Annotated in this window: 16 protein-coding genes; 4 read left to right on the forward strand and 12 right to left on the reverse strand. The window is 71.9% G+C overall.

Going from position 1 to position 17,852, the window contains the following annotated elements:
- Positions 1-159: 159 nt before the first annotated feature.
- A complete protein-coding gene (locus tag ABZ815_RS10915) occupies positions 160-3,228 on the forward strand; it encodes a DUF3427 domain-containing protein (protein ID WP_357696358.1) in 3,069 nt (1,022 codons plus the stop codon).
- Between the two features lie 12 nt (positions 3,229-3,240).
- Here the strand turns inward: ABZ815_RS10915 and ABZ815_RS10920 are convergent, their stop codons facing one another.
- The 6 genes from ABZ815_RS10920 to ABZ815_RS10945 all read right to left on the reverse strand — a co-directional run bounded on the left by ABZ815_RS10920 (position 3,241) and on the right by ABZ815_RS10945 (position 9,526).
- A complete protein-coding gene (locus ABZ815_RS10920; protein WP_357696360.1) occupies positions 3,241-4,020 on the reverse strand; it encodes an urease accessory protein UreD in 780 nt (259 codons plus the stop codon).
- Positions 4,017-4,694 (reverse strand): urease accessory protein UreG, encoded by a 678-nt coding sequence (gene ureG / locus ABZ815_RS10925; RefSeq protein WP_357696362.1) that lies wholly within the window; start codon positions 4,692-4,694, stop codon positions 4,017-4,019. Before ureG ends, ABZ815_RS10920 begins: the two co-directional genes overlap by 4 nt.
- Before the next feature lie 35 nt (positions 4,695-4,729).
- Complete coding sequence (locus tag ABZ815_RS10930; protein ID WP_357696364.1) at positions 4,730-5,404, reverse strand: urease accessory UreF family protein; 675 nt, start codon at positions 5,402-5,404, stop codon at positions 4,730-4,732.
- 35 nt (positions 5,405-5,439) lie between these two features.
- Positions 5,440-7,215, reverse strand: a complete 1,776-nt coding sequence (locus ABZ815_RS10935) for an urease subunit alpha (protein ID WP_357696366.1) — start codon at positions 7,213-7,215, stop codon at positions 5,440-5,442.
- Positions 7,215-7,976, reverse strand: coding sequence for an urease subunit gamma (locus tag ABZ815_RS10940; RefSeq protein ID WP_357696368.1), 762 nt, complete (start codon positions 7,974-7,976; stop codon positions 7,215-7,217). The genes ABZ815_RS10935 and ABZ815_RS10940 overlap by 1 nt, the downstream gene beginning before the upstream one ends.
- A 131-nt stretch (positions 7,977-8,107) precedes the next feature.
- Positions 8,108-9,526 carry a hypothetical protein gene (locus tag ABZ815_RS10945; protein ID WP_357696370.1) on the reverse strand — a complete coding sequence of 473 codons (1,419 nt, stop codon included), beginning with the start codon at positions 9,524-9,526 and terminating at the stop codon, positions 8,108-8,110.
- Positions 9,527-10,004: 478 nt separating this feature from the next.
- Between ABZ815_RS10945 and ABZ815_RS10950 the strand changes: the two genes are divergently transcribed.
- The 3 genes from ABZ815_RS10950 to ABZ815_RS10960 all read left to right on the forward strand — a co-directional run bounded on the left by ABZ815_RS10950 (position 10,005) and on the right by ABZ815_RS10960 (position 12,307).
- Positions 10,005-10,697: a DUF305 domain-containing protein gene (locus tag ABZ815_RS10950; RefSeq protein ID WP_357696372.1), complete on the forward strand. Its 693-nt coding sequence runs from the start codon at positions 10,005-10,007 to the stop codon at positions 10,695-10,697.
- Between the two features lie 297 nt (positions 10,698-10,994).
- The gene (locus ABZ815_RS10955) at positions 10,995-11,408 is read left to right on the forward strand and encodes a metalloregulator ArsR/SmtB family transcription factor (RefSeq protein WP_357696374.1); all 414 of its coding nucleotides are present in this window, start codon (positions 10,995-10,997) and stop codon (positions 11,406-11,408) included.
- Positions 11,408-12,307 (forward strand): cation diffusion facilitator family transporter, encoded by a 900-nt coding sequence (locus tag ABZ815_RS10960; protein ID WP_357696376.1) that lies wholly within the window; start codon positions 11,408-11,410, stop codon positions 12,305-12,307. The genes ABZ815_RS10955 and ABZ815_RS10960 overlap by 1 nt, the downstream gene beginning before the upstream one ends.
- A 258-nt stretch (positions 12,308-12,565) precedes the next feature.
- On the opposite strand, the gene ABZ815_RS10965 is transcribed toward ABZ815_RS10960, so the two are convergent.
- From ABZ815_RS10965 to ABZ815_RS10990, 6 genes are all read right to left on the reverse strand, one after another.
- Complete coding sequence (locus ABZ815_RS10965) at positions 12,566-13,225, reverse strand: DUF305 domain-containing protein (protein WP_357696378.1); 660 nt, start codon at positions 13,223-13,225, stop codon at positions 12,566-12,568.
- Positions 13,222-13,833, reverse strand: a complete 612-nt coding sequence (locus tag ABZ815_RS10970) for a DUF3105 domain-containing protein (RefSeq protein ID WP_357696380.1) — start codon at positions 13,831-13,833, stop codon at positions 13,222-13,224. The genes ABZ815_RS10965 and ABZ815_RS10970 overlap by 4 nt, the downstream gene beginning before the upstream one ends.
- A gap of 207 nt (positions 13,834-14,040) precedes the next feature.
- Positions 14,041-14,976, reverse strand: coding sequence for a M56 family metallopeptidase (locus tag ABZ815_RS10975; protein ID WP_357696382.1), 936 nt, complete (start codon positions 14,974-14,976; stop codon positions 14,041-14,043).
- A complete protein-coding gene (locus ABZ815_RS10980) occupies positions 14,973-15,329 on the reverse strand; it encodes a BlaI/MecI/CopY family transcriptional regulator (protein ID WP_357696384.1) in 357 nt (118 codons plus the stop codon). Before ABZ815_RS10980 ends, ABZ815_RS10975 begins: the two co-directional genes overlap by 4 nt.
- Before the next feature lie 101 nt (positions 15,330-15,430).
- Positions 15,431-16,450, reverse strand: coding sequence for a hypothetical protein (locus ABZ815_RS10985; RefSeq protein WP_357696386.1), 1,020 nt, complete (start codon positions 16,448-16,450; stop codon positions 15,431-15,433).
- Between the two features lie 85 nt (positions 16,451-16,535).
- Positions 16,536-17,645, reverse strand: a complete 1,110-nt coding sequence (locus ABZ815_RS10990) for a cation diffusion facilitator family transporter (protein WP_357696388.1) — start codon at positions 17,643-17,645, stop codon at positions 16,536-16,538.
- Positions 17,646-17,852: the final 207 nt, after the last annotated feature.

The following is a 17,852-nucleotide window of genomic DNA, read 5'->3' on the forward strand; positions in this document are numbered from 1 at the left end:
ACACTACGCCGCCGCACCGACACTTTCGGTGTCGGTGCTCCTGGAGCAGATGGTGGACGGCCGGGGCCGAAGTCGCGGGCGGGCCGTACTCCTGGGGAGGTTTCCTGAGCTCGGCGTAAACCATTTCGCGGTGGGCGGCCGCGCCCTATAGTCGCCGAGATGAGCGATCTTCAGCCTGGTGTCTACCAGCATCTGGTCACTCGCGACGTGGACGCCCGGCTGCGTGCGGTGTCCGATCACGAGCTGATCGATCGCCGGTCGTTGGATCTCGCCGACTCTCACGAGACGCTGGCCCGCCACCTGGCCGCGCTCACTCGCCGGGCGCTGCGCTCTGTGCGCGGTGAGAGCGACACGGTACGGCTGGCCCGGCAGGTGGAGATCGTCAACCGGGTCGCCGACCTGCTCGGTGAGCTGGTGCCCGAGGCCGCCGCGCCCGAGGAACTCGTCGAGGCCGCGGATGAGTTGCTGGGCATCGCCAGGGGCAGGGACGCGGGCGGGGGCGTGAGCTTTCCCGCGCGGCCGGTGATTCCCCTCACCGGAAGCGCGTTGCTGGTCAACGGCCGCGGACAGCCGGAGATCGGTCATGAGCTCAAGCGCGAGCTGGCCTCCGCCGGCCACGTCGATCTGCTGTGCGCGTTCGTGAAGTGGAACGGCGTGCGGGTCCTGTCGGAGGCGATCGAGGAGTTCCTCCGGCGCGGTGGCCGGCTGAGGGTCGTGACCACCACCTACATCGGTGCCACCGACCGCCTGGCGCTGGACCGGTTGGCGGCCATGGGCGCCGAGATCCGCGTCTCCTATGACACCCGGATGACCAGGTTGCACGCCAAGGCGTGGCTGTTCCATCGGGGCAACGGCCTGTCCACCGCCTACGTGGGCTCCTCCAACCTGTCGCGCACCGCCCTCAGCCACGGCCTGGAGTGGAACGTCCGCCTCGCCCAGGCCGAACAGCCGCACCTGATCGACACGTTCTCCGCCACGTTCGACGACTATTGGGGCGATCCGTCGTTCGAGCCCTACGACCCGGCGCACGATGCCGAGCGGCTCGACCGTGCCCTGTCCGCCGAGCGGGCCGGTGGCCGGCCGGTCATGCTCGACTTCGCACACGTGGACGTCCGCCCGTACTCCTACCAGCGCGAGATCCTCGACGAGCTCGACGCCGAACGGCAGATCCACGACCGGTGGCACAACCTCGTCGTCATGGCCACCGGCACCGGCAAGACCGTCGTCGCCGCGCTCGACTACCGGCGCCTGCGTGCGGCCGGACAGGCGGAGTCGGTGCTGTTCGTCGCCCACCGCAAGGAGATCCTGCGGCAGAGCCTGCTCACCTTCCGGCAGGTGCTGCGGGACGAGACGTTCGGCGAGCTTTACGTGGACGGCGCCCGCCCCGAGCATTGGCGGCACGTGTTCGCCTCGATCCAGACCCTGGACGCCAACCCGCTCCCCGGGCCGGACCGCTACGACATGGTGATCGTGGACGAGTTCCACCACGCCGAGGCCGCCACCTACCGGAAACTGCTCAACGGAGTGCGCCCCAAGGTGCTCCTGGGCCTGACCGCCACGCCGGAACGGGCCGACGGCCAGGACATCAAGGGCTGGTTCGACGGCCGCATAGCCGCCGAACTGCGCCTGTGGGAGGCGCTGGAGCGCGGGCTGCTGGCCCCGTTCCAGTATTTCGGCGTCCACGACGGCACCGACCTGCGCCAGATCGGCTGGCGTCGGGGGCAGGGCTATGACGTCGGCCAGCTCTCCAACGTCTACACCGGCAACGACCGCCGCGCCGCCGTGGTCCTGGAGACCGTGCAACGCAAGATCGGCGACGCCGGGCGGATGCGGGCCCTCGGCTTCTGCGTGAGCATCGACCACGCCCGCTTCATGGCGGACCGCTTCACCCGGGCCGGGCTCCCCTCTGTCGCCGTCACCGCGCACAGCCTGCGTGACGAGCGCGACCAGGCGCTGCGCGACCTGAGAGACCGGAAGATCAACGCCGTGTTCACCGTCGATCTCTTCAACGAGGGCGTCGACGTCCCGGAGATCGACACCGTGCTGTTCCTGCGGCCCACCGACAGCGCCACCGTCTTCCTGCAGCAGCTCGGGCGCGGGTTGCGGCTCGCCGACGACAAACCATGCCTGACCGTGCTCGACTTCGTCGGCCACCAGCACAAGCAGTTCCGCTTCGACCGGCGCTACCGGGCGCTCACCGGCGCAAGCCGTACCGGCATCGCGCGGGAGATCGAGCAGGGCTTCCCGACGCTGCCCGCCGGCTGCGTGATCGACCTGGACCGCGACGTACGCCGGCTGGTTCTCGACAACGTCCGGCAGGCGCTCAACCTGAACTGGCGGGACCTGACACGCGAACTCCGCGACCTCGGCGACGTCAACCTGCCCACCTTCCTCCAGGAGACCGGACTGGACGTCGAGGACCTCTACCGTCGCAGCCGCCCGGGCTGGGCGTCGCTGCGGCACGCCGCCGGCTTCGGCGCCACATCGGGTGACGCGGCGCTCGGACGCGCCTTCGGCCGGATGTTGCACATCGACGACCTTGAGCGGCTCGCCTTCCTCACCGAGGTGCTGGCCGGAAGGGCTCCGCGATCGCCGCGTGAGCTACGCCTGATGGCCATGCTCGACGTGATGTTGTGGGGCGGCACCGAGCCGACCTCCGGGATGGAGGCCCGGTTCGCCCGCCTCACGGGTGCCCGCGCGGCGGAACTGTCAGAGCTCGCGGACGTGCTGCGCTCCGGCCTGCGTCACGTGGTCCCGCCTCTCGACCCGGTCGTGCCCCTGCACGTGCACGCCCGTTACAGCAAGAACGAGGTCCTGGCCGCCTTCGGCATCGACCGGCCCGCGCACATGCGGGAAGGGGTCAAATACGTGCAGGCGCACCAGGCGGATCTGTTCTTCGTCACCGTGGACAAGTCGGAGGATCATTACTCCCCCACCACGCTCTACCACGACCGGGCGATCAGCGAGGACCTGTTCCAGTGGGAGTCGCAGAGCACCCTGCGCTCGTCGGCCGCCACCGCCCGCCGCTACATGACGGGCGCGTCCACGGTCCATCTGCTCGTCAGGCAGTCCAAGCGCGACGAAGGGCTGGGGGCTCCGCCTTACACGTACGCGGGGCCCATGCGGTACGTGAGTCATGAGGGTGAGCGGCCCGTCCGCTTCGTCTGGCGTCTGGATCATCGGCTTCCTCCCGAGGTGTTCCACTACGCCAAGGCGACCGCCGGTTGAGAGGCGAGAAGGTCAGTCGGTGGGGTGGGCCGCGTCCAGGAGGTGGCGCAGGCGCAGGCTGTCGGGGGCCAGGGCGGTGATCAGGGCGGCGGGGCCGGCCAGCGGGGTCAGCGCGGCCTGACCGGTTGCCGGGCCGTCGCCGAACAGCCGGGCCTGGAGCGGGTGACGTTCCAGCTCGGGGTCGACGATGAGGATCTGGCCGGCGGCGCGGTGACCGGCCAGGACGGCCGGACCGTCCCAGCCGGGGGCGTCCGGGCCGTAGGCGGTCTGCTGGTCGAGCAGGAGGTGTCCGTCGCGGTGGACGACGAGGCGGACGGCCAGCCGGCCCGGAGGCTCGCCGAAGCGCCCGAGGACCTGCTCCTCGCGGAGGACGAGGCGCGCGGTGGCGGCCAGGTCGACGGTGCAGGTCTGGCGCAGGTTGCTGCCGGCGGCGGAGATCAGCGGCTGGGGCAGCCAGTGCAGACCGGCGTGCTCGCCCACGGTCAGGTGCACGTCGTAGGTGGCGGGCTCGGGGGTGGGGCCGCGCAGGGCGATCGCGGCCGAGGCGGTGGTGATGTGGAGGTGGGCGCCGGGTTCGACGGTGGCCTCGACGCGCAGCCGGTCGCCGCCGAGAGGGGCGTTCATGGCGCCGAGGACGCACACCCGTGCCTGGTCACCGTGCGAGTGGAGGCGCCGCAGGTGGAACGGGCCGTCGCCGGCCAGGGCGGACAGTACGGTGCCCTCCCCCGCGCGGGTCGCCGTGATGCGAGCGGTGCCGCACACACCCGGCTCGGCATGGGGTGCGAGGGTCATGCGGAACCCGGGGCTCGGGCCGCCAGGCGATGCAGGACCCAGTCCACCACGGGCCTGACGCCGTCCTCGGTCTTCAGGGCGGTGAAGGCGACGGGCAGCTCGCCGCGCTGGGCCTCGGCGTCGCGGGCCATGGCCGCAAGGTCGGCGCCGACGTACGGCGCGAGGTCGGTCTTGTTGATGACGAGCAGGTCGGAGGTGGTCAGGCCGGGCCCTCCCTTGCGGGGGATGTCGTCGCCGCCGGCGACGTCGATGACGAAGATCTGCGCGTCGACCAGACCCTTGGAGAAGGTCGCGGTGAGGTTGTCGCCGCCCGACTCGATGAGGATCAGGTCGAGCGGTCCGAGCAGTTCCTCCAGGTCCTCGACGGCTTGGAGGTTGGCGGAGATGTCGTCACGGATCGCGGTGTGCGGGCAGGCGCCGGTCTGGACCGCCCTGATGCGCTCGGCGGGCAGTACGGCCTCGCGCAGCAGGAACTCGGCGTCCTCGCGGGTGTAGATGTCGTTGGTGACGACGGCGATGGACAGGTCCTGGCGCAGCGCGCGGCACAGGGCTGCGACGGTGGCGGTCTTGCCGGAGCCGACCGGGCCGCCCAGGCCGATGCGCAGCGCGCCGTGGCGGCCGCCGGGGTGATGGGCTGGGCCTGCGGAGACGTCGTGGTCGTGGTGGAGGTGCATGGCGCTCCCGTGGTCGGACGACAGGCGTACAGGTGTCAGGAGGCGAACAGGCGGGCCGGGCGGGCCACGTGCTGTTCGGCGGTGATGTCGAGCAGCGGCGCCGAGGCGGACGGCAGCGCCGCGACGCCGTCGGCGTGGACGCGCCCCGCCGCCTCGGCGGCCCGCCGCGCGACGTGGTCGAGGTCGGCGGCCAGCCGGGCCAGGACGGCGGTGGCGTCGAAGGGGTCCAGGCTCAGCAGGCGGACGGTCGCGGCGGCCGGGCCGCTGACGCTCTCATAGGCCGCCACGCAGGCGGCGTCGTACGGGCTCAGCCCGGCGGCGCGGGCGGCCACCCCGAGCACCACGGGCTGATGGGCGCCGCGCGGACGGACAGTGGCCAGCGCGTCGAGCTCGGCGCAGGGCCAGACGGCTCGGGCGGCGCGCAGCAGTTGCCGTCCGAGCGTGCGCGCGACCTGCCGCAGGGCCGGAGAGGGCGTGCGGGCGTCGGCGGCCTCCTCCAGCAGCAGCGGGTCCAGCCCGGCGGCGGCCGCGGCCGCGAGCCCCGCCGCGGTCAGCCCGCTGGTGTGCAGCCGCCCCCGGCAGAACGCCTCCAGGCCGGCCGCGTCACGCACACGCCCGGCCGCGACGGCCGCCTCGGCGCCGCCGGAATGTGCGTGCCCGCCGGCCGGGAACCGGCCGTCGGCCAGGACGAGCAGCGTGGCACGGCTCATCGACGTGACTCACCTTCCTTCAGTGAGATGACGGGTCAGAACAGGAAGTAGAGCTGCGCCATCGGCAGTTCGGTGGGGGGCTCGTGGTAGTCGATGCGCCGGCCGTCGATCCGCACCTCATAGCCGTTGGGATCGACGTCGATGACGGGGGTGGCGTCGTTTCGGAGCATGTCCCGCTTGAAGACCCTGCGGGTGTTGCGGATGGGCGTGAACGACTTGTCCACCTCGACCCGGCCGGGCAGTCCGGCCGCGATCGCCTGTTCGCTGACGAAGTTGACGGAGTTGGCGCCGGGGGCCCGGCCCGTCGCGCCCCACATCGGGCGGGGCAGGATCGGCTGGGGGGTGGTGATGGCGCCGTTGGCGTCGCCGACCTGCGCGTACGCGATCTGGCCGCCCTTGATCACCCGGTGCGGCCTGACGCCGAAGAACTTCGGCTCCCACAGCACCAGGTCGGCCAGCTTGCCCACTTCGACCGAGCCGACCTCGTGGTCGATGCCGTGCGCGACGGCCGGGTTGATGGTGTATTTGGCGACGTAGCGGCGGGCGCGGAGGTTGTCGGTCTCGTCGGCGCCGCCGCGGTCGCCGTCCAGGGGGCCGCGGCGCTGTTTCATCACGTGCGCGGTCTGCCAGGTCCTTGTGATCATCTCTCCGACGCGTCCCATCGCCTGGGTGTCGGACGACATGATCGAAATGGCGCCCAGGTCGTGCAGGAGGTCTTCGGCGGCCATCGTGGCGGGCCGGATGCGCGACTCGGCGAAGGCCCGGTCCTCGGGCACCTGCGGGTTGAGGTGGTGGGCGATCAGCACCATGTCCAGGTGCTCCGGGACCGTGTTGCGGGTGTAGGGGCGGGTGGGGTTGGTGGAGGCGGGCAGCACGTTGGGCAGGCTCGCCATCCTGATCATGTCGGGGGCGTGGCCGCCGCCGGCGCCCTCGATGTGGAAGACGTGGAGAGGTTCGTCGCCGATGGCCGCGATGGTGTCCTCGACGGTGCCGGCCTCGTTCAGGGTGTCGGCGTGCAGGGCCAGCTGTACGCCGGTCGCCCGGCACACCTCCAGGCAGCGGCGCAGGACCGCCGGGGTGGCACCCCAGTCTTCGTGGATCTTGAAGCCGAGGATGCCGGCGTTGACCTGGTTGTGGAGGGATTCGGTGGACATCGTGCTGCCCTTGCCGAGCAGCCCGATGTTGACCGGGAAGGCGTCCAGGGCCTTGAACAGCCGGTCGAGGTGCCAGGCGCCGGGCGTGACGGTGGTGGCGGTCGTGCCGTCGGCGGGTCCGGTCCCGCCGCCGATCAGGGTGGTGACGCCGGAGGCGAGCGCCTCGCGGATCTGCTCGGGGCAGATGAAGTGCACGTGGGTGTCGACGCCGCCCGCGGTGAGGATCTTGCCGTTTCCCGAGATGATCTCGGTCTCGGGGCCGATCAGGAAGTCGGTCGCGACGGGATGGCCGTCGTGCAGCCGGTTCATGGTCTCGTCGTTGTAGGCCTTGCCGAGCGCGGCGATGCGGCCGTCGCGAAGGGCGACGTCGGCCTTGACCACGCCCCAGTGGTCCAGGATGAGAGCGCCGGTGATGACGGTGTCGGGCGGTCTCGGGGCGCCAGGGGTCGCGCCGTCGCGTGGCGCGAGTGACTGCCCCATCGACTCCCGGACCACCTTGCCGCCGCCGAAGACGATCTCGTTGCCGCTGCGGCCGGGGCCGCCGGCCCAGTCCTCGGTGATCTCGATCCACAGGTTGGTGTCGGCCAGGCGGACACAGTCCCCCGTCGTCGGGCCGAACCGGTCGGCGTACTGTTCGCGCGTGAGGGGTTCGGCCATCAGAGGTCGCCTCCGACCTTGCCGTTCAGGCCCGCGACGTGGCGCCGGCCCTCGATGGGCACCAGTTCCACGTCCTGGGGCATGTTGGGGGCGAAGCGCACAGAGCCGCCTGCGGGGATGTTCAGCCGTTTGCCGTAGGCGGCGTCACGGTCGGGGTGGATGTCGAGGCGGGAGTTGGCCTCGTAGAAGTGGTAGTGGGAGCCGACCTGGATGTGACGGTCGTCGGTGTTGGTGACCCGTACGGTCGTGGTCGGGCGGCCGTCGTTGAAGCTCACCCGCCCCTGGGAGGAGTAGTCGATCGCGCCGGGAGGACCCTGCCTCCCCGGCCCGGCCACGCAGGACGGCGGGGGTTCCGGGTCGGGCGGGCACGGCGCGGGCTCCGGGACGGGCGGACACGGCGGCTCCGGCTCAGGCCGGCCTTCGCACGACGGCGGCTCCGGGCACGGCAGGGTGGTCGCCAGCGGGATCGGCTCGCGGAGGGTGACCATTTTGGTGCCGTCGGGGAAGGTGGCCTCGATCTGGAGGTCGGCGATCATCTCCGCGACGCCTGGCATGACCTCGTGCGGCATGAGCACCGGCGGTTGCTGCTTCGCCATGAGGTCCGCCACGGTCCTGCCGGCGCGCGCCTCTTCCAGAACCCAGGAGGTCAGGATGGCGACCGCCTCCGGGTAGTTGAGCTTCACTCGCCCTCTGCGCTTGTGGGCCACGTCCGCGGCCACGTGGATCATCAGCCGTTCTTGTTCATGCAGGGTCAGGTGCACCCTGTCACCTCGGTTTCGCTTCTGGCCCCAGGGCCTCGCCCTCGGGGCCGACGGTGCGGATCTACCGGTATGACCGATGTCGGGGTCAGGTCGCCGCCCGGTTGCCTGCTCACCGGGCGGCGCTCAGTGGCTCAGCAGCCTCGCCCGCAACCGCACCCGCCGCCGCCGTGGGGCGGGCAGGGGGCCGGTGGGCGGGCGCAGACGACGACTTCGTCGGTGACGGGGCCGTCGGTCTCGTTGGCGGTGGCGGTGGCGGTGTTGGTCAGCGGGCCGGGCTTGGTGACCTTGGCCAGCAGGGTGAGGGTCTGGGTGGTGCCGACGTCCATCGCGCCGACGTCCCACAGGCCGGTGGCCGGGTCGTAGCCGCCGGCGCTGGGAGTGGCGGAGATGAAGGCCAGCCCTTCGGGGAGCTGGTCGACGACCGTGACGCCGGTGGCGTCGTTGGGCCCCTTGTTGGTGACGGCCACGTGGTAGGTGACCGCCTCGCCGACGGCGGCCTCGGTACGGTCGGCGGCCTTGACGACGGCGAGCTCGACGACCCGCTTCACCGGCGTGGTGGTGGCGTTGGAGGTGGAGGTGAGGTGCTCGGGCGCGTTGCCCAGGGTGTTGTCGTAGGAGGCGCCGGCCTGGTTCTCGATCTGGCGGCCGGCCCCGGCGCGTTCGACGCGGACACGGAACTCCACCGTGGTTCCGTCGGGCGCGTCCGCGGTCGAGGGCAGGCGGCCGCCCTGCTGGGCGGTGGCCCCCTGGCCCAGGTGGAAGACGACGCGGCCGGCGTCGGCGTACGCCTGGTCGTCGCCGGCCGCGTCGCTCTTGCCGCCACTGTCGGGGCCGTCGATGACGCGCAGGGAGCCGGGGACGTAGCTGGTGCCGGCCGGGATGTCGTCGGTCAGGACGAGGTTGTCGGCCGGGGCGCCGCCTTCGTTCCTGGCGTTCACCCGGTAGGTGATGACGTCGCCGACCTCGACCTCGCCCTCGGGGATGGCGGCCTTGGTGAGCACGACGCAGGGTGCGGTGCCGAAGACGATGCCGTCCAGGAAGTTGCCGATCGCCGGGTTGCCACCGGCGGCGGAGATGGACTTGAAGGCGAACCGGGTGGTGGTCTGGCCGGGCGGGACGACGTATTCGCCGGTGTAGTGGCCCCAGGCGGTGTTGCCGTCGGTCATCCGGGCCTGTTCCACCGGGGCGTTCGGGGGGCCGATCTGCAGTGCCATGGTGTCGGCGCCCTGGCGGCCGCGGTGGGAGAGTCTCCAGTACAGCTTGGTGCCGGGTGTGGTGGGGAGGTCCTGGTACAGGGTGGAGACCATGTTGGCGTTGAGCTCGGCGAACTGCCGGCCGTCGTCGGAGGGCACGCTCAGGAAGCCGGTGTGCCAGAGTTCGATCTGGCCGTCGGAGGCGGTGGTGCGCCAGCCGGGCACCGCGCGGGGGTCGTTGTGGGAGGCGTCGGGCCGTATCTCGTAGTTGGTGACGACGGGGGCTTCGAAGCTGCCGTTGATCAGGGCGATGCGTGGCCCGCATCCGCCTGGTGAGGGGTTCTGGGGTACGGCCACGAGGTGTCCTTCCGTCGAGGTGGTGGGAAAGCGGCCGGCGTCGCCGGCGTTCGTGGGCGCCGGCCGGGTCCCGCGCGGCGAGCTGCCACGGGTGCGGGGGCGCAGGGCGGACCACAGGCGGGCGGCCCGGGATGGTTTGTCGGCGTGCACGGGTGAATGGCCTCGTGTGGTGGGCGGGCGGAGTCGGTGCGGTCGTCGGGTCGTGTGCGTGGTGTGCGCGGCGGGATCGATCCGGTTGGACGCAGTCGTTGCCTTCCGATGCCACATGCCGTGAGTAGCCGACTACCTACTGAAAGTAGTCGAAGCCGGTCAGGGCGCTGAACTAACCGCACAGTGAGAGCCGCATGGCCGGAGGGCGCTGCTCTTCTGTGGAACGCCGGCCGGCGACTGGTCGCCCGTCCGGCCGGACCCGCCTGTCGGCCGGTCGGAGCGGCGGCTTACCGTGGAGGTAGGTGTCGGATCGGCGCTAGGGGGACGCATGAAGCGACGCTCTGTGCAGACCGCGATGGCCACCGGGGCATTCCTGGCCGTCGTGACCGCGAGTACGGGGGCCACCGCGGCGGCCATGGGATCACCGCCGACACCCTCCCCAAGCCCGCAGCCGACGTGCATGGGCATGGGGGAAATGCACCCCGTCACCAGCGAGTACGACTACCTGTCGCAGATGGTGCCGCACCACCAGGACGCCATCACCGCGGCCCGGCAGCTCCAGCGGTCCGACCGGCCCGAGATGCGGCAGCTCGGGCAGTCGATCGTCGCGACGCAGACCGCCGAGGTCGCCCGGATGAAGGGCTGGCTGGAACAGTGGTACCCGCAGAGCCCGTCGCCGAGCCCGAGCTCGACCACGATGCCCGACCTGTCAGGGCTTTCCGGGGATCAGCTCGACAAGGCGTTCCTGCAGCACATGATCCCGCACCACATGATGGCGATCATGATGTCGCAGCAGCTGCTCAACCACGGCGAGGCTCAGCACGCCGAGGTCGCCGCCTTCGCCCGCAAGGTGCGCGACGACCAGTGGGCGGAGGTCCGCACGATGCGGCAGTACCTGACCCAGTGGTACGGGGAACAGAGCATGCCCTGCATGCCGCACATGCCGGGCATGACACCCGGGCCCCACACGGGAACACCCGGCCGGCCGACGCCCACGGAGCCCTCTCCGGCAGGCACGTGACGCAAGGCCCTCTGCCCACAGGAAGACCACCTGCGGCGGAGCACCGGATTTTCTGCGGAGGCCGCCTCCGCGACCGGCTCGACCATGCCCTGACGGAACCCACCTGGTCGGCACGCGCGGGGTGGTAGTCTCCTCGCCCGAGTTGCCGGAGCCCTTGCGCGTGCGACTCGGCGGTCAGGGGGAGGCTCCCCAGCACGGCATGTCCGGTTGACGACGGGTCGTGGCCCTCACGCACGCTGACCAGCGTCGTCGCAGCGTACTTGTTGACATTCGCCGCATAGGCGACAGAATACACATATGAACAGTTCTTCAGGCGAGAATGTGTTGGTGGTGGACGGCTGCACCGTCAAGGTGGTCGACGCCGACCGCGTCGCGGCCGTGCACGAGCGCATGCCCGCCGCCGAGGACCTGACCGACACCGCAGACGTCTTCGGCCTGCTGTCCGACCCCAACCGCCTGAAGCTGCTGGTCGCCCTGCTGGACGGCGAGCTGTGCGTGTGCGACCTGGCGGCGGTGACCGGGCAGAGCGAGTCGGCGGTCTCCCACGCGTTGCGCCTGCTGCGCGCCCACCGCATCGTGGCCGCCCGCCGCTCGGGCCGGATGGCCTACTACCGCCTTGAGGACCCCCACGTACGGATGCTGCTGGACCTGGCGCTGGCCCACACCGAGCACACCGAGGCCATCCACCCCGAACGGGAGGGCGGGCACTGATGGGCACGGGTCACGGGCACGGGCACGCCGGCGCCCGCCACCGCTGGCGGCTGGCGGTCTCCTTCGTCCTGATCGGCGGGTTCTTCCTGGTCGAGCTGGCCTACGGCCTGATCTCCGGGTCGCTGGCCCTGATGTCGGACGCCGGGCACATGGCCGCCGACGTCGTCACCCTCGGCGCGGCCCTGGTCGCCACCAGGATCGCCGGCCGCCCCGACACCACCGGCCGGCGCAGCTACGGCTCCTACCGGGCCGAGGTGTTCGCCTCCCTGCTGGCCGTCGTGCTGATGCTGGGCGTCGCCGTCTACGTGGTCGCCGAGGCGATCGGCAGGATCGGCGGCCCGGCCGAGGTCTCCTCCGGGCCGATGCTCGTGGTGGGCGCGCTCGGTCTGGTGGTCAACCTGATCGCCCTTTTCCTGCTGCGGTCGGGCGCGAGCGAGAGCCTCAACGTCAAGGGCGCCTACCTGGAGGTGGTGGCCGACACCGCCGGCTCGGTCAGCGTCATCGCGGCGGGCTGGCTGATCACGGCGACCGGCCAGGTGTTCTGGGACACGGTCATCGCACTGGCCATCGGCGTGTTCGTCGCCGTACGCGCGATCTCGCTCGGACGGCAGGTCTTCGCGGTGCTCGGCCAGCACGTGCCCGAGGGCATAGACGCCGCCACCGTGGCGGCCGACCTGGCGGCCATCGAGGGCGTGCGCGACGTGCACGACCTGCATCTGTGGACGCTCACCTCCGGCATGAACGTCGCCACCGCCCACCTCGTCACGGGCGACCAGAGCGACAACCACTCCGTCCTCGATCAGGCCCGCGACCTGCTGCGCACCCGTCATGGCGTCGCACACGCGACCCTTCAAGTGGAGCCGGACGGCCACATCGGCTGCGACGAGGTCGGCTGGTAGCCGGGGTCTCCTTCGACGGCCGCCGGCAGAGCCAGGTCAGGCGGGGTTCGAGCACCCACTTGAAGAGGTCGCGGGTCTGCGGCAGGCACAGCACGATGGTCAGGGCGAAGCTGCTCGACAGGATGGCCAGAGCTCTGAGCGGCCCGAAAAGCCAGGGGTAGGACAGCCAGCAGCGGCGGCGTTGCGCTCGAAGGCCAGGGCCTGAGCCTTGTCGTCCTTGATGTTCACACCGAGGAAGCGCAGGTTCGTCGACATGCTTCAGCCGGCAGCCGGAGGCGACGTCTCGGCCGCGCCGCGGGCGGCGAGCATGCCGCGCATCAGCTCGATCTCCGCCTGCTGGGCGGCCAGGATCGAGCTCGCCATCCGCTTCACCTGCGGCTGGCCGCTCCCCTGCGCCGCCTGGGCCATCTGCACGCCGCCCTGGTGATGCGGGATCATCAGGCGCAGGAAGAGGGTCTCCGCCTCCTTGCCGCTCGCCTGTTCCAGCTGCTTGAGCTGCTCCCGCGTGGCCATGCCGGGCATCTGGGCGGGCATCTGGGCGGTCCGCTGTCCCATGCCGGGCATGTTCTGGTGGCCCTGCCGCATCCAGGCCATGCGGGGCTCCAGCGATGCCTGCGGCAGGCCCCACATGTCCAGCCAGGCGTACATCTGCCCGATCTGCTGCTGCTGGGTGGTCGCGATGTCGTAGGCGAGCGTCCTGACCTGGCGGTCTGTGGTCCGGTCGCGGATGATCAGTGCCATCTGCACCGCCTGGGCGTGATGGGCCTGCATGTCCCGGGCGAAGCCGGCCTCCAGCGACGCGTCCCCGGGCGGGCCCGCGTACCAGAGGCGGAACCCGAGCCCGGACAGCGCGAGCGTCAGCACGACGGTCACCGCCACCAGGACCCCGCGCCGCCGCAGGAGGGGCGGGAACCTCATACCGACGGCTCCCCGACCCCGCCGCTGCAGGACGCGCCCGGCTCGGGCGTCCCGGGGCCGTTGATGTTGGCGCGCAGGAACGCCGTCAGCCGCGGGTCGTCGGCGCTGTCGAGCTTGAGCTGCTTGCCCCAGGAGCTGAGCACGACCGGCGCCGACAGGCCCGTGTACGGCGACAGCACGACGAAGTCACGTCCCTGGGCCTGCTTGAGCAGGATGTCCAGTTGCTCCTTGGACAGCCCCGGCCGGAAGGCGACCCAGACGGCTCCGTGCTCCTGGCTGTGGACGACGTTCTCGTTGCGCAGCGGCTTGGTGTAGATGCCGCAGTTCTGCCACTCCGGCGCGTGGTCGCCGCCGACCGGCGGGGCCTGCGGATAGCTGACGGCCTTGTCGGTGTGGTTCCGGGCGCTCACGTTGATCGTCTGGACCGCGTCCAGCGACCGGCCGGCCCGGTCGGCCTGGACGAAGGCCGTGGCCGCCACGGCCAGCCCGCCGGCGACGACCACCGAGACACTGATCATGACGACCCGGCGCCGGCGCTCCGCGCGCCGCTGCTCGGCCTGCAGCGCGGAAAGCCGCCCCTTAAGCGTGCCTTCGGCGTTCTTGCCCATCCGCCTACCTCCGACGACGTTCTTCTACCATACGTAGAACTTCTACAGTACGTAGAATATGAATGCCGTAAGCCGACGTCCCCGTGCGGTGATCGTGGCAATGAGCTTCTCGGCCTTGCGCCGCTCCTCGCACAGCCAGGTGTCCTGCTTCTACGGAACGTAGAAACTAATGGGAGTGTACGGCGTCGCCGCCCGCCGGGCATCCGGTCAGACCGTGACGCACACCAAGGGGGCGATCAGCACGGCCAGGGGCCCGCCCAGTTGCAGGACGGCCGCCGCGTAGGCCACCACCGGGACCCAGCCCGGTTCGCCGCGCCCATGGAGCAGGCGCTGCAACCGCTCCACCACACCGGCGTCGGCCAGCGCGAACGTGGCGGCCGTGCCCGGCTCCTGCCCGACGGCCGCCATACGCACCAGGGCCCGCGCCAGCGGCAGCTCGCCGTGCGCGCGACAGGCGTGATCGTCGGCGATCATCTCCAGCAGCACGGTCACCGCCCGCTGCCCGGTCCGCACGGCGGGCAGCCACGAGAACGCGTGCGACAACGCCACGAAAGGCAGCAGGGCGAGGTCATGGCGGCCGCGGGCGTGCGCCTGCTCGTGCCGCAGGACGGCCTCCAGCTCCACCGGCGTCAGCGCGTCCAAGGCCCCCTGGCTCAGCACGATCCGCCGGCGCCTGCCAGGTACGCAGTAGGCCACGCGCCCGGCCACCGGCAGCACATAGGCGTCGTAGGCCGGCAGATGCTCGGCCACGACGTCGACCAGCAGGCGCTGCCGCCGCTGCTGCCGGATCGTCCCGGCCAGGACGCGCGCCGTGTGGACGGACAGCCAGCCCAGCAGCCCCGCCGACCAGGCCAGGGCCAGGACGTGCACGGGCCCGAGGCCGTCGAGCCCGTGCCCGCCGAGGATCTGGCGGGCCAGCGTGTGCATCCCGTGCGGGAACACGGCCGCCAGCGGCGCGACCGCGGCCACCAGCCCGAGGGCGACCGCGCCGAGCCCCGCCCCGACCCCGAGTGCCTGCCACAGCGCGAGCGCCGCACGGGGGCAGCGCACGGCCCAGGCCGCCCGGGCAAGGGCGCGGGCGGCGCGATCGCCCAGCGTCACCGGGAGCAACGCCACCCCGGCGGCGGCGAGCCAGCCGATCACCGAGCCGTTCCGATCTCCTCGTCCAGCGCCTCGCGCAGCGCCGCGGCCACCTCGGGCGTCACCGTGCCGACGAACCGCTGCACCGCCGCCACCACGTCGCCGGCCTCCTCCAGCGCCGCGCGCATGGCCTCGGCGACGAAGGCGTCCTTGCCCGCGGTCGCCTTGTAGAGATGGGCCCGCCCGACGCGCTCGCGGGCCACCATGCCCTTGTTCGCCAGGCGCATCAGCACGGTCAGCACCGTCGTGACGGCGGGACCGGAGGGCAGACCGGCCGCGAGGTCGTGGGCGAACATGCCCTCAGGATGCCGCCACAGGGCTTCCATGATCGAGCGTTCAAGGTTGCCGAGCTGCATCCTGACCCTCCTTGCGGGCTCCAACCGGAAAGAGGCTACCGTGACCCCCGCCACACGGGGCGTCGGCAGGACGGTGACGTGCAGGCAGGGCGCGCCGCGGCTCATCCGAAGGGCCGCGCGTAGAGGGAGAAGGACTTGTCCCCTGTGGGGCCTTGGGTCAGGCCCATGCACAGCAGCGGCCCGGCGCCGGACGACGCGAGGACGGCGAGCCCTTCGGGTTCGCGGGGGACGAGGTTCCTGGCCGTGCGGTCCAGGATCTGCTGCTCCACCTTCCCGCTGGGCAGGTGGATGCGGTAGAGGCGGATGTTCCCCGGCGAGGAGACGGGGTTGGCGGGGCCGTAGGCGCTGCCGAGCAGCTGGTAGGCGTGGTCGGCGCGCAGGGCCATGCCCTGGAACGGCAGCCCGAGGGCGGCGCCGGGCTGCGGGAGGTCGGCGAGCGGGCGGAGGTCGCCGGAGGCCAGGCGGCGCAGGTCCAGGAGCCGGAGGCGCGGCTCGCCGGCGAGCTTGTAGCGCAGCAGCAACCGGCCGGAGTCGGGATCGAGGGTGGGGGCGTTGCTGGTCGAGCCGGGCAGCGGCCGGCAGGTGGTCAGGAACCGGCTGCCGGGGGTCAGCACGGCGCCGTCGACGAAGGAGAAGCGGCAGATGCCGCGGCCGTAGCCGGAGGCCGGGCTGGCGTCCCATTCGGTCCACACCACAGTGTCGGGGCCCGCGGTCCGTTGAACGCCCAGGGCGCCGCCGTGGCCGAAACCCAGCAGGTACATCGCGCCGGTGAGGGTGCCGTCCAGGGACAGGCGGTTGAGGCACAGGTCGCCGCGCCGGGCGCGTTCGGCGTGGGTGCGGGGGCGGCGTTCTCCGTCCAGGCGGACGCCGCCCTGCATGAGCTGGAGGGCGTACAGGTGACCGTTGCGTTCGTCGAAGGCGAAGGACTGCAGGACGGTGCCGTGCAGCAGCCGCCCGTCCCGCAGCAGGATCCGGCCGGTCGAGGCGAGGCTACGCGAGTCGGCCGCCGACGGGAGCGCCAGGGCGGCGGGCGTCCTGGCCGGTGCGAGATTCATCGCGGCGACCAGCGTGGCGATCGCCCCCGAACGCAGCGCCTCGCGACGGGACGGCCGAGGAGTCATCGGATCGCCCCGCCCACGGGTACGGGCGGACGCCGGCAGGTTCCGCGAGGGACCCCATCGCCGGTGGCGAGCCGCGCGCGACAGATCACGCGCCCTGGTCGCCGTCGTGGCAGGTGGCGGCCCAGTTCGCGGCCGGCTCGTCGGCAGCGGCGCGGACGGGGGCGGCGGTGGGCGCGGAGGCGGTGGCCGCGACCGTGGCGGCGTCGGGCCGCGGGGCGTGATGGGTGGGGCCGTGCGGGTCGGGACAGTGCGGCGTCAGGCGTCGCAGGCCGCCGTCCTCGTCGAAGGCGTGGCCGCCGGGCATGGCGTGGTCGACCTGAAGCGTGGTGTGCTCGATGTCGTGGCGTTCGCGCAGCAGCCGTTCGACGGCCAGGCGGGCGGCGTGGCAGTCGGCCCCGGGAACGACCAGCACGTGTGCCGACAGCGCGGGATAGCCGGACGTGACCTCCCAGATGTGCAGGTCATGCACCTCGACCACGGTGTCGATCGCGGCGATCTGGCGGCCCACCTCGGCCGGGTCCAGCCGCGCGGGGGCGGCCTCCATGAACACCCTTCCCGCGTCGCGGACCAGGCCCCAGCCGGCCTTCAGCATCAGGGCGGCGACCACGAGGGCGGCGATGGCGTCGGCGCGGTACCAGCCGGTCAGCCAGACGACCAGGCCGGCGAGGGTGGTGGCGATGAAGGCGTACAGGTCGTTGAGGATGTGCTGGAAGGCGCCTTCGACGTTGAGGCTGGAGCGGTTGGCCTTCGACAGCAGCCAGGTGGCGGCCACGTTCACGGCGATGCCGGCCAGCCCGGTCACCACCACGAACAGGCCCTCGACCTCGGGCGGCACGATCAGGCGGCGGACGCCCTCGAAGGTGAAGTACGCCGCGAGCAGCAGCAGGGTGATGCCGTTGACCTGGGCGGAGATGATCTCGGCGCGCTTCAGGCCGTAGGTGAAGCCGCCGCGCGGCGGCCGGGCCGCGATCCGCATCGCGACCAGCGCCAGCACGATCGCCATGGCGTCGGTGAGCATGTGCCCGGCGTCGGAGATCAGCGCCAGCGAACCGGCGATCACGCCGACCACCACCTCCACGGCCATGAAGCCGGCGATCAGCGCGAGCGCCCCGCGCAGGTAGCGCCGGTCGGCGTCCGCGCTCACCGCATGCCCGTGCCCATGACCGTGCCCGTGATCGTGCCCGTGCTCAGACATGCCTGGAGCTCCTCGGAGGGTGGGGGACGTGGGTGATGGCCAGACGCAGGCGGCTGTGCACGTCGGCGGCCGACGGCCGGGAGCAGGCCGGGCGTACCCGCGCGACCTGATGATCCGCTACATCTGACTGGGTGTTCATATGTACAGATGCTTGCCGCTGTAGCCCCGGAGGTCAAGAGCCCGCGACGGATGATCGCCGAAAACAGG

The sequence above is a fragment of the Nonomuraea sp. NPDC047529 genome (assembly GCF_040642995.1).
In the GTDB taxonomy this organism is placed as follows: domain Bacteria; phylum Actinomycetota; class Actinomycetes; order Streptosporangiales; family Streptosporangiaceae; genus Nonomuraea.

Coding starts and splice junctions, on each gene's coding strand:
- ABZ815_RS10955 (WP_357696374.1), top strand. CDS start 10,995: ATGAACAGTTCTTCAGGCGAGAATGTGTTGGTGGTGGACGGCTGCACC.
- ABZ815_RS10935 (WP_357696366.1), bottom strand. CDS start 7,215: ATGGCCGAACCCCTCACGCGCGAACAGTACGCCGACCGGTTCGGCCCG.
- ABZ815_RS10960 (WP_357696376.1), top strand. CDS start 11,408: ATGGGCACGGGTCACGGGCACGGGCACGCCGGCGCCCGCCACCGCTGG.
- ABZ815_RS10920 (WP_357696360.1), bottom strand. CDS start 4,020: ATGACCCTCGCACCCCATGCCGAGCCGGGTGTGTGCGGCACCGCTCGC.
- ABZ815_RS10965 (WP_357696378.1), bottom strand. CDS start 13,225: ATGAGGTTCCCGCCCCTCCTGCGGCGGCGCGGGGTCCTGGTGGCGGTG.
- ABZ815_RS10980 (WP_357696384.1), bottom strand. CDS start 15,329: ATGCAGCTCGGCAACCTTGAACGCTCGATCATGGAAGCCCTGTGGCGG.
- ABZ815_RS10930 (WP_357696364.1), bottom strand. CDS start 5,404: ATGAGCCGTGCCACGCTGCTCGTCCTGGCCGACGGCCGGTTCCCGGCC.
- ABZ815_RS10970 (WP_357696380.1), bottom strand. CDS start 13,833: ATGGGCAAGAACGCCGAAGGCACGCTTAAGGGGCGGCTTTCCGCGCTG.
- ABZ815_RS10985 (WP_357696386.1), bottom strand. CDS start 16,450: ATGACTCCTCGGCCGTCCCGTCGCGAGGCGCTGCGTTCGGGGGCGATC.
- ureG (WP_357696362.1), bottom strand. CDS start 4,694: ATGCACCTCCACCACGACCACGACGTCTCCGCAGGCCCAGCCCATCAC.
- ABZ815_RS10915 (WP_357696358.1), top strand. CDS start 160: ATGAGCGATCTTCAGCCTGGTGTCTACCAGCATCTGGTCACTCGCGAC.
- ABZ815_RS10950 (WP_357696372.1), top strand. CDS start 10,005: ATGAAGCGACGCTCTGTGCAGACCGCGATGGCCACCGGGGCATTCCTG.
- ABZ815_RS10990 (WP_357696388.1), bottom strand. CDS start 17,645: ATGTCTGAGCACGGGCACGATCACGGGCACGGTCATGGGCACGGGCAT.